The sequence below is a fragment of the Ruminococcus sp. AM42-11 genome (assembly GCF_003480145.1).
GTDB lineage: Bacteria > Bacillota > Clostridia > Lachnospirales > Lachnospiraceae > Blautia_A > Blautia_A faecis.
The window spans coordinates 23,428-33,964 of sequence record NZ_QUIO01000044.1; the positions used below are offsets into that span (position 1 = coordinate 23,428).

Sequence of the window (10,537 nt, forward strand, 5' to 3'; positions counted from 1 at the left end):
AATAAGAGACGGTTTACGCCGCCCCTTTTAATTCGTTAATATAATTAATTACTATAGTCTCTATATTACATTTTTCCCAATATGGGATTCTAAGCAATTTAATATTATTGCTTTTACAATATTCGTCTTTTATTTTATCTCTACGTTTAGTATTTTCAAAATTTAATATACTTGTTTTTTTTGAGTATGGACCAAACCTAATTGGCATATAATGCTGTTCTCCATCATATTCTATTAAACCTAGTAATTTTTCGTTATCATAAATTCCAAAGTCAAAACGTAATGGAGCTACATCAATACAATCTTTAAAAGAAACTTGTTTATTATATTTGCAATTTTCTTTTTCTAAAATATTTCCTATAATTTTTTCATTTTTTGAAGCAATGCAACCACAACTTATTGTGTGTCCATTTTTTAAATTTCCAGAACTAACAACAACATGATTCCCACATTCACATAGACATTCCCATTGAACAGAAAATGATCCATTCGGATGAATTAAATTATCAGAACGCTTAACCACTGTTAACATTCCAAACTTTTGTCCTGTTAAATTTTCAAAACTTCTTTCTGATGATATTCTGGATCGTAAACAACCGCATGATTTTGCTTGACCATTTCTTAAATTACTTTGTGAAATAATTTTTACATTCCCACAGCTACACTTGCAATTCCATTGTGTGTTTTGAAATCCATTTGGTGATATGTAATTTTCAGCTCTACCAAGAACTGTTAATTGTCCAAACTGCATACCTGTTAAATCAATTAAACACCTCTCAGATGTATTTTGATTTCTTTTACATCCACATCCTTTAGTATGCCCTGATGTTAAATTAGAAGATTCTACTATAGTTTCATTTCCACAATCACACCGACATAGCCATTTTACTTTTTTCCTATTTGGATGTACTAAATCATCAACCCTTTTTATAACAATTAGTGTACCAAAACGCTGTCCTGTAAGATCCTTAAAATTTGGCGGTGTATGTTTTACACATCCACAATGAGTCTTTTTACCATTACGCAATTTTGCACCATCTGCAATACAATCGTTACCACAGTCACAAATACATTTCCAATAAATTCTATCTTTTTGTTTATGGTCAATTTCTTTTGCAACTAATTTTCCAAAACGTTGACCTGTCAAATCAATAAATTTCATATAACCAACTTCTCCAATCAAAATAATTATCTAATTTAATAAGAAGAGTGCAGCATTTCGCTACACTCAAAATTACTTCTACAATGCGATTGGAACCTACCCAATCATGCATAACATTGGAGAAAACAATATCTACTACAGGCTTTGAACCTGTATCTGATGGCACAACAAAATGTCCGTCCGTCATAACCATTTAGACCAAGTAGACAAAATTCTTTAAATGCAAACGGATAGTACGACCATCTATTTCTCTTGTTACCTACTTACAATTATGTTATCCATGGTTCAAAATTGTTTTCAGATTTGGATCAATCCAGATAGCTTCAATCCACTTGCCACACAAGCTCAAATCTGGTTTACTGTACACAACGCCCCAGTAAAAATGTTCATTATTTTTTCCTGTCACCGGTATGCAAAATCTACACCATGCCTCCGGTGGAATACTATGTCGTATATAGGAAAGTTGGAATGTAGGGACTTGAACCCTAGACTTCCTGAACCCAAATCAGGCGCTCTACCAAACTGAGCTACATCCCAAGATGCTGGACCGAAGCCCAGCTTGGAGAAATAATCATGAAAATGAAAAATACAAAGAAAAGAGAAGATTAATAGAATAGGACGGTAGTCCTATAAACGTGTGGAGTAAGATTCGAACTTACGGACCGCCATTTCTGACGGTCTCTCGATTAGTAATCGAGTGCAATTAGCCAAACTCTGCCATCCACACAAAATTTAGATTTTATACTGTGTTCACCATTTTATATATACCTCCATGCCTTTTTTATAAGGACTTTATTAGGATAAAAACGTAGGCGGAAGGATTTGAACCCTCGGACCTGTTACAGCCTCTTGGTTTCAAGCCAAGCGCAATAAGCCTCTCTGCCACGCCTACAGAATTGACAAGCATTTCCTCTTGTCCTGTGGAGGTTTCACCGTTTTGTATTTGCTTCGATTTGTAAAAAGCAAATTCTAGTGAGTAACACTATTCTCACTCTTTAGCTGCAAAATCAGCTATAGTATAAATACTAAGACAGCACACAGCTATTAATGGATGGAGAAGGATTCGAACCTTCGAAGGCAGAGCCGCCTGATTTACAGTCAGGAGCGTTTGACCACTTCGCTATCCATCCAAAATGCTCATAGAGAGATTCGAACTCACACTTCACAGAGCTTAAATCTGTTGTCTCTGCCAATTGGACTATATGAGCAAAACCACATTCTGATTAACCAATCAACGGAGTAGAACCGTTAGGGCAGTGTACCTGGATTTGAACCAGGAATCTTCATTTGTATATTTACCATAATTTAAATATGACGCTTTACCATTAAGCTATACCTGCCAGATTGCAATGTTTCTTTTGCGCACATCGCGAAGCGCATTTATGTAATTGCGTAGTTATTTCGCTGTCCGCCAGCTATCCTGACTAAATCAGGAAGAGTATTATTTGCTTCCGCTCAGTCGGAAGGTTTCAGCCTAAACGCTGTATGATGAATCACGGATTATTCTACATCGGCTACGCGCGAATAACTTTGAGGCACTTGTCAACTATGTCATTCTCCGATGGCAGACGCTCCTTATCTGCGTAACAGAATATTTCTATTCTGGGCAATATAATAGAAGAGAAGTTATTTAAACATTCCGGCTTTTCTCAATCGTTCTCTAGCCTCTCGAATTTCTTTCGTATGATCACCAATAGGAGTCTGTGATCTTTCATAAATTTTTTTTGCTTTTTTGCCTGTTATAACCATAATAGGGCTTTGTTGTCCGTTGAACATTGCTTACCTCCAATATGTACTTCTTGATTCTATATTGAATTTATTCTCTAAATAGCGTAATATATTGATTTAACAGGTCATCTACCTTCCGCTTCAGAGATAATAGAAAGGCAAGGTGATTCATATGAGTTATCCTAGTCCAATTTATTGTGTCTACGTTCATGCATACACTCGTGTAAGGTTCGGCAGAACTGAGCATGTTTGTGCGCACTGGCGTAGGCTGCCACTCTGTGCGTAAACACAGACCCCTCGCGGCACTCTGAAAATGTAGCGATTGAACTCTCTGATAAAAGTTCGTAACTATATAACTAGGAAGTAGATGGCTTGTTATCTCTGATATGTTTTTGTAGGCTTCGTAACCTCTATTATGTACTTCTAAATAACCTATTCGGTTATTCCAAACATTTCATTAATAGTATCTTCCGAATGATCCTTTAAGTACCCCTGGGTTGTACTCACGTCACTGTGATGCGCAAATATTTGAATTTGCTCAAGAGAGTACTTTCTAATATTTCCATTTTCATCCACTAATCTAGTATCAGTACCTTGAGCCAAACATTCTAATCTAGCATGTCGCATACTATGTGGAAATATATTACATTCTTCTCCACGAACTTCGGAAAGAATCTTAGAAATTGAAACGATTCTATCATATAAAATATTCGGATCATTGACTGCTTCTTTATGATTACCTTGACCTTTAATCCAAAGTGAATCAATATCATCATCACCACGCCATTCCAAATATTTTCGAATGATTTCTTTTGTGTCATCCAGATAAACTAATGGAAATTTTTTTCCACGTTTTCCAACAACAACATTTGTCTTATTACCATTTAATAATCCATGCTTTTGAATCTGAAATAATTCATTTTTTCTTCCTGCAGAATCAAATCCAATAGACCATAAAACAGCCAATTGCCATTTTTCTTTTTCTACAAGAATATCTCTAACCTTAATAAATTCATCAAATGTAAAGAAGAAATCATCTTCATTATCTCGTACACGTTCTTTCGGAAGACCGGCTACTTTCTTCGCATAGTTAATTTCGTAATCGTAATCATCATCTTCTTCGCAAAATGTAAGCATACTATTTACAGCACTTTTAAGTCTATTTACTCTTGCTGCAGACATCTGACAATCATCTGAAAAGTATAAACTCAAATTACGAAAATCCTTTTTGTTCAATTCAAGAATACATCTGTTATCTAATTCCTTGAGAATATAAATAAGAATAATCTTTAAATCACTTCTATAGCCATTAATAGTTCCTTTGCTTTTTTTTCGTTGTTTATACTCAGACAGGAAGTCTTCAAGAATACGCTTATTTTCTTTATTAACCTGTTCCCATAACTCATCAGTATAAAATTTATTATAAACACGGCCTCTTTTAGCCATCCTTAATCACTTCCTTTACTAAAAATAATTAATCGTTATCTTATGTGAGATGACAGCATCAACTATCACCTCTTCAGAGAGTTTTATAATAATGGCGAAAAAAGTAATTGCCTCACGGCAAATCACCACACATAAAATAACGATTTTATAGTATCCACAGGACCATTACAGCCCTGTGGTTTATCAAAAAATGAAAAATTCTATTTATCTAGCAGCATCCTTTACAGCTTTTGCCAGTTTTGCCCTAACAGTTTTATGAGGTTTAATCATCAGGTCTTCCCCAGTGAGCGGATTGCGGCCTTTTCTTCCAGCTACATCCTTAACCTCAAGGCTTCCAAATCCAGGTACTCTAACATCCTCACCAGCTTTCAGTGTCTCCATGATAACTTCCTGAAGTGCTGTTACGATCTCACCTGTCTCCTTAATTGTCTTCTCTGCTTTAGCTGCTGTTGCTTTAATAAGTTCAGTCTTTGTCATAATTTTGTTACTCCTTTTTTTCTTCTAAAAATTTTTATAATTTTATTGTTTTTATTTATACGTGGGTCCGCCACGCTCGGCATGTTATTCAGTTGTCTATATTCGAACTGATTTTCATCAGTCAATAACAATATTGGTAGTTCCTTTGAGACCTTTTTCTTTGTCCCAAATGAAACAAATGCATTTTCTTACAGCACCAACAAATCCGGATTCGTGACTCCAGTTATCCTCGCCTGTAACAGATGGGAGATTACGAATGATTAAACCACCAAGTTCTTTAATTGCCTGTTCCGAATGAAGGTGTGCGAGATGTGCTTCATGGTATTTTGTTCTTCCAAATGCTTCTCTGGCTTCAACCTGCATTACTTTGTCTACACGTTTACCTTCTTTATCTCCATGAGCATACATAATAAGAGAATTGCCCCATTCAAAATATTTTCTTGGATGCATGTCTACATCAACAAGTACATTTGGATCTTCATGAAAATAAGCCCATAATGTCATAACTACGTGCCAAGAGCTTAAAAAATCATGGTTTCCTGGGACATACATAAGTTCAACAGGAGCAAATTTAGATAATGCAGTAATGCCATCAATAAGCATTTCAACGCATCCTTTAAACATCTCCTGATGTCTCATATTTGTGTCCTGTGCTGTACCACGAGTTGTTGTTCCTTGTACATTATCAAAATGGAGAAGGTCGTTGCCGATTGGCATAAGAATTTTTGCGACTTTTCTTGATTTAATATCCTCAATAGCCTCGGTTATAATCGTATTAAAGCATTTTTCAGCTATAATATAATCATATGCTCCGTTTGTAAGGCTTCCTGATGCGAACTTACCATAATGCAAATCCATAATTGGGATTTCATATAAAACTCCATCATCAACTTTTGGCTTTGTAAAATAATCTCTATTTTTCGGATTATAATTTCTAACTAAATCTTCGTAAAACTCTTCAATTTCAATCTGAGAAATTTCAGTTCTAGGTTTTACATTGATTTTGCTTGCATACAGATTTTTAACACCAGATTTTCCACCCTGATTCCAAATAGAGTTTCTTGCAGAGACAAGTTCCCATTCAAGTGGATCATAACCATGTGCGTTAAGTAAAAATTCAGGATTTTTCAAGTTTTCCTCATTAATCTCAATAAGTCGATCACTTGTAAAAGAGCCATCCTTATTTACATCTGTCTGTTCTTTATATCTTGGAAGCGAGAGAGGAGCCGGTTCGTCTGTAGTTGGTTCACTATTTACTTCCATTTCTTTTCTTCTTTTTTCATCAAAATATTCTTTTACGAATACGCTGCCATATACATTGCTGCAAGCGTTCCTAAGAGTATTGCGAGAAAGTGGAATAGAGTATTGATCAATAATTTCAGTCCAATCTTTATCTGAGTTTCCCTGTACTTTTGCAGTTATTTCGGCAAACGAAGCCTCATACTGTTCAGGTGTCATTCCATAATCACTTATTCTTTTTTCGAAATCCATAGGATCACCTACTCTGCGTTATCTGCATCCTCTGCAGGAATTACATCTAACTCTTCCTCAGTTTTAATCTGAGCAGTCATCTCGATATACTGATTTTTCATAGCGTTAAGAAGATCTACAACAAATATTTCTTTTTCGTCACCATTTTCATCTGTATATGTAATTGTGGAGCAATCATCAGAAAGTGTTCCTTTAATAGATAATTTATCGGTTGTATTACGTTTGAAGCTTAAACAAGACCTCATTTTATTTTCTCCTTTTAATCATAAAATTTTTTTAAATAATTTCATCCAAACTTTTAATTACTTTCTCTGCGACACCATATTTAATAGCTTCACTTGCAGATAAGTACCAATCGTTATCAAAATTTTCATAAAATACATCTTCTGGAATTTTTGTTCGTGATAATACAAAATTACCTAATTCCTCAATCTGACGCTGATAATTCATAATTGCAGCAACTACTTCATTATAATTGCCTGCAAATGATCCACCACCTTTGTGAACAAGGAATTCTGCTGTTGGGAATGTGTATCTTTCGTGACAAGAGAGATAAATAAAACATCCACTTGATGCAGCGACGCCAACATTAATTCCAATAACTTTTGTCGTACTAAGCTGAATCGTGTCTACAAGACAGTTGTTTACTTCTAATTCACCACCTGGACTGAAGAAAATCACTTTAATAGGAGTACGCTGATCAACAGGGATATTATTTTTCTTATCTTCAAAATTCCACTGCATAATCATTTTTGCATATTCAAGCGTCATTGAAGTAATTTCATCATCAATCCAAATAATTCTATTTTCATAGTTTTTATAAAACTGTAAAAGTGATGGATCTGGTAACTGTAAATTTTCGGCATTTTGTGGAATAGCAATATCTAAATATGCCATTTCCAATTTCTTTTTATCCTTTTTTTCATTCATAAGCATTACCTGCTTTCCTTTTAGTCTTTTATTTTTATAATCTCAAAAATTTAGAGTATTAAATACACTGTTTATATTCAGTATATTGTTCCATATTTTTTTCATCGATAATATCTTTATCAGATAAGTCATAACGAAATTCACCAAAATATTTGATTTCTGCTTCAGTTCTTACTTCTGCCGCTTCTTCAATTGTGTCAAATGAACCAAGATTTATATTCTTATTATCTACCTTAATTGACGCACAATATTTATTATTATTTTTTCGCACACCAATAATACCTGTACTGGACATATAAGAATAGTCTTTATTTCTGCTATTTTCAGAAGTCGTAGCTCTTCTAAGATTAATTTTTCTACAATCATATCTAACCAAATTTTTATGATCCACATCAATATTTTCTCTGTCTTCAATATCAAGCACCAAACGATGTAATCGAATAATTTTAGTTGTATATTCATCATTACTTAATGTATGTGCACAAACATAACGCCCATCATACCACCAACAATATTCCTTGATTTTTTCATAGTCTTCCTTATCAAAGAAAAAATGTGTTCCATTGCTACAATAACCAATTCCAAATTCATAAGAATCTAAATCATATTCACAATATTTTTTACCTGTTTCATATCTAGTATCTTGGTATAAGCAACCACATGATTTAATTCCGTTAGGAGTTATTAAAGAATACCTAGAATAGTAACAAATGTTTCCACATTCGCATTTACATTCCCATAAATATGCTCCACTATCAGACTTTCTTACGCTTTTTGTATTTGTCTTTTTAATAACAGTTAAACGACCAAATTTAAAACCTGTAATATCTTTAGGATAACTTTTACTTGTTATTCTTGATTTCTCTATTGCTTCTTTTGAATTTCGCGCGCATCCGCATGATTTCGTCCCATTTTTTCTAGTAAGAGACGTTGATTGTACACTTGTAGTACATCCACAGTCACATAAACAATTCCAATATACTTTACCATTAACTGTTCGTTCTTCATCCACATCAATAGCAATTAGTTTTCCAAAGCGTTGACCGGTTAGATCTTTTCTCATTTTTGGTTTCATTTCTTTACGACCTTTCTTGAACTTTTTATTTTTATATCGAAAGAGAAGATAAGTCTGTTAATAACTTTTCTGTTTCTTCAAATATAAAAATCGTTTTTTCACTATTTTTTTTATCTTTTTTTATATCAATTATTGGATTACCCATTTTTAAAAGATGTCTTGCGACACCAGGAGTAAAAATTGATTTATATTTTTTTGAATTCATTTCTACCTACTTTTCAAATAAATCAGCGAACATCTTACTTGTCTCAGATCGAACATCTTCACCAAGATAAATGCAGCCAAATTTTCTATTTCCTTTAAATTCATTACACATTTTTATAAGTGGGTTATTTGTGGTTTTAGTAAGAAGTGATTGTTTATAATCACCTGCAAGATAAATTTTGCTATTTTCACCAAGACGTGTTCCAATAAGACGAATCTGACTTTCTGTTAAATCTTCAGCCTCGTCACAGACAATAATTGTTTCGTTATAAGTTGTCCCCTTCATATAAAATGGAATATTAGTGTCAAGAACTCCAGAAGTTTTAAGACTTTGCAATTCAAACTCGCCACCATTAAGAGACTGAGTTAATGGTTCAAAAAATCTTCCAACTTTATCCTCCATTTCACCTGGGAGAAATCCAATTTCTTTACCTTCACCCATTGTTTCTCTAACTCCAAGAATTTTACTTGCACGACCTTTTTCTCGAACATTGTATAGTGCCATTTGCATGGAAAGATAAGTTTTGCCAGATCCGTAACCTCCTAGAATTGCAGCAATTGTAATGTCTGGATTGTTTAAAATGTCCAAAGCGCAACGCTGAAGAGAATTTTTAGCCTTAATATACTTGGAAGATGGAAGTTTAAGAGCAACAAAATTTTCACCATCAAAACGCATCTCTTTTGAGGTTCCATCATCAGTGTTTTCAATAATTAAATACTCATTAATGGACCACTTGGATAAATCCATGTCTTCCATAATTTTATTAATGGTTCCTGTATTACCGTTTATGATCTGATAACCTTTATAAATTTTATCTGTATTTTCAATAGCACTTTCAACATTTAATCCAAAAATCCATTTAGCAATCGTTTTACATGCAAGATCATTGGTAACAAAAACAACATTTTCAATTGTAAAAGCACATGCGCAAATCTGATTATCTGGGGAATTTTCAAGACCTTTTGATTCAATAATAGATAGGATAGAATTATCTGTTATAACAACTTTATACTTGTCAGTATTTTCATCTAAGATATGTAATATTTTACGTGATTTATATTTTGTTTCTTCATCTTTATTTCTTGATACTTTAATATGCTCTAATTCTTGAAGGGTAGTAGAGCTAATGTAAAAATAACTGTCTAATACATTTTCCTGTAATGCTAAAACAGCATTTGTATCATAAAATTTTACTTTTGCTTCGATGGTAAATAACCACCTTTCCTTTAAGTATTTCGCCTTGTGCGATGTATTCAGTTGTATTTTCTTTATTATTTTAATTTTTCCGCCTTATCAGCGTACCAATCTTCAATGTACCTCTTATTTCCACAGGTTTTATAATACCCCACATGGTACCCTCTGGAATTCATATACCCTCCTGAGTATGGCTTTAAGATTTTTTTATCAATAAGGGACTGGATACCCTCTTTTGTAATTGTTTTAATAACAATACACACCTTTCGTTCTAAATTTCCTCGTAAGAGAGGATAATAATGCTACGCCTGAGAGTTGAACTCAGTTCACCAAGCTCATGAGGCTCAGTTAGATTCCGACCTACCGCCAGCTTTGTATCAATTCAAACTACAACTGGACCAGTTACATAGCCTAGTCCAGCCGCAGTCGCAATTTGTGAATGGTCACCCAGACACTCACCTCACCCCTGTGAGCTGTTTGTACATTTTAATTCGCGAACCCATATTTATTACACGCACTCGGCAACAGCGTGGGAGTTTACTTGCACAACTCTGCGCTTTCTTTTACTCTCCATAGTAGGGAAATTGTTCGATATGCCGGAAACCCTTGTTTTATATAGGAACTCGGCGTGTCAAAAAGTGCCGAATGCAGTAATTAAATGAATTTTAATTACCTTCAATTAAAATTTAACAGTAAATTTTTCTTTGTTCATTTTATAAAGTAAGTTTTAATATTTTTCTTGAATATTTCTCTGGTGAATAGTCTCGTTTTAAAACTATTTCCAACTTCTTTACTAATTCCAAAAGATAATTCTATTAATCGATTTATA

10 protein-coding genes and 5 tRNA genes are annotated in these 10,537 nt (G+C 33.8%); all 15 read right to left on the reverse strand.

What is annotated here, in order from left to right:
• Window positions 1-13: 13 nt before the first annotated feature.
• The 15 genes from DW904_RS18950 to DW904_RS19010 all read right to left on the reverse strand — a co-directional run bounded on the left by DW904_RS18950 (window position 14) and on the right by DW904_RS19010 (window position 9,270).
• A complete protein-coding gene (locus DW904_RS18950; protein WP_118583624.1) occupies window positions 14-1,162 on the reverse strand; it encodes a hypothetical protein in 1,149 nt (382 codons plus the stop codon).
• A 463-nt stretch (window positions 1,163-1,625) separates the two neighbouring features.
• A tRNA-Pro gene (locus DW904_RS18955) sits at window positions 1,626-1,699 on the reverse strand.
• Between the two features lie 97 nt (window positions 1,700-1,796).
• Window positions 1,797-1,889: transfer RNA gene (locus tag DW904_RS18960), tRNA-Ser, on the reverse strand.
• Window positions 1,890-1,969: 80 nt separating this feature from the next.
• A tRNA-Ser gene (locus DW904_RS18965) sits at window positions 1,970-2,054 on the reverse strand.
• A gap of 156 nt (window positions 2,055-2,210) precedes the next feature.
• Window positions 2,211-2,292: transfer RNA gene (locus DW904_RS18970), tRNA-Tyr, on the reverse strand.
• Window positions 2,293-2,296: 4 nt separating this feature from the next.
• Window positions 2,297-2,370: transfer RNA gene (locus DW904_RS18975), tRNA-Leu, on the reverse strand.
• A 418-nt stretch (window positions 2,371-2,788) separates the two neighbouring features.
• Window positions 2,789-2,938, reverse strand: a complete 150-nt coding sequence (locus DW904_RS23085) for a hypothetical protein (protein ID WP_202187777.1) — start codon at window positions 2,936-2,938, stop codon at window positions 2,789-2,791.
• 384 nt (window positions 2,939-3,322) lie between these two features.
• Window positions 3,323-4,336, reverse strand: coding sequence for a site-specific integrase (locus DW904_RS18980; protein WP_118583626.1), 1,014 nt, complete (start codon window positions 4,334-4,336; stop codon window positions 3,323-3,325).
• Between the two features lie 204 nt (window positions 4,337-4,540).
• Window positions 4,541-4,813: an HU family DNA-binding protein gene (locus tag DW904_RS18985; protein ID WP_118583628.1), complete on the reverse strand. Its 273-nt coding sequence runs from the start codon at window positions 4,811-4,813 to the stop codon at window positions 4,541-4,543.
• A 117-nt stretch (window positions 4,814-4,930) separates the two neighbouring features.
• Window positions 4,931-6,304: a hypothetical protein gene (locus tag DW904_RS18990; RefSeq protein WP_118583629.1), complete on the reverse strand. Its 1,374-nt coding sequence runs from the start codon at window positions 6,302-6,304 to the stop codon at window positions 4,931-4,933.
• An 8-nt stretch (window positions 6,305-6,312) separates the two neighbouring features.
• Entirely contained in the window at window positions 6,313-6,549 is a 237-nt protein-coding gene (locus DW904_RS18995; protein WP_118583631.1) for a hypothetical protein, read from the reverse strand.
• 31 nt (window positions 6,550-6,580) lie between these two features.
• The gene (locus DW904_RS19000; RefSeq protein WP_202187778.1) at window positions 6,581-7,234 is read right to left on the reverse strand and encodes an ATP-dependent Clp protease proteolytic subunit; all 654 of its coding nucleotides are present in this window, start codon (window positions 7,232-7,234) and stop codon (window positions 6,581-6,583) included.
• 58 nt (window positions 7,235-7,292) lie between these two features.
• A complete protein-coding gene (locus tag DW904_RS24265) occupies window positions 7,293-8,309 on the reverse strand; it encodes a hypothetical protein (RefSeq protein ID WP_243110496.1) in 1,017 nt (338 codons plus the stop codon).
• Window positions 8,310-8,340: 31 nt separating this feature from the next.
• Complete coding sequence (locus tag DW904_RS23090) at window positions 8,341-8,514, reverse strand: hypothetical protein (RefSeq protein ID WP_202187779.1); 174 nt, start codon at window positions 8,512-8,514, stop codon at window positions 8,341-8,343.
• 6 nt (window positions 8,515-8,520) lie between these two features.
• Window positions 8,521-9,270: a PhoH family protein gene (locus tag DW904_RS19010; RefSeq protein ID WP_118583635.1), complete on the reverse strand. Its 750-nt coding sequence runs from the start codon at window positions 9,268-9,270 to the stop codon at window positions 8,521-8,523.
• Window positions 9,271-10,537 lie beyond the last annotated feature (1,267 nt).

Excerpts from the sequence above, each read along its gene's own strand:
- DW904_RS18950 (WP_118583624.1), bottom strand. The coding sequence starts at position 1,162 with ATGAAATTTATTGATTTGACAGGTCAACGTTTTGGAAAATTAGTTGCA.
- DW904_RS23085 (WP_202187777.1), bottom strand. The coding sequence starts at position 2,938 with ATGTTCAACGGACAACAAAGCCCTATTATGGTTATAACAGGCAAAAAA.
- DW904_RS18980 (WP_118583626.1), bottom strand. The coding sequence starts at position 4,336 with ATGGCTAAAAGAGGCCGTGTTTATAATAAATTTTATACTGATGAGTTA.
- DW904_RS18985 (WP_118583628.1), bottom strand. The coding sequence starts at position 4,813 with ATGACAAAGACTGAACTTATTAAAGCAACAGCAGCTAAAGCAGAGAAG.
- DW904_RS18990 (WP_118583629.1), bottom strand. The coding sequence starts at position 6,304 with ATGGATTTCGAAAAAAGAATAAGTGATTATGGAATGACACCTGAACAG.
- DW904_RS18995 (WP_118583631.1), bottom strand. The coding sequence starts at position 6,549 with ATGAGGTCTTGTTTAAGCTTCAAACGTAATACAACCGATAAATTATCT.
- DW904_RS19000 (WP_202187778.1), bottom strand. The coding sequence starts at position 7,234 with ATGAATGAAAAAAAGGATAAAAAGAAATTGGAAATGGCATATTTAGAT.
- DW904_RS24265 (WP_243110496.1), bottom strand. The coding sequence starts at position 8,309 with ATGAAACCAAAAATGAGAAAAGATCTAACCGGTCAACGCTTTGGAAAA.
- DW904_RS23090 (WP_202187779.1), bottom strand. The coding sequence starts at position 8,514 with ATGAATTCAAAAAAATATAAATCAATTTTTACTCCTGGTGTCGCAAGA.
- DW904_RS19010 (WP_118583635.1), bottom strand. The coding sequence starts at position 9,270 with ATGGAAGACATGGATTTATCCAAGTGGTCCATTAATGAGTATTTAATT.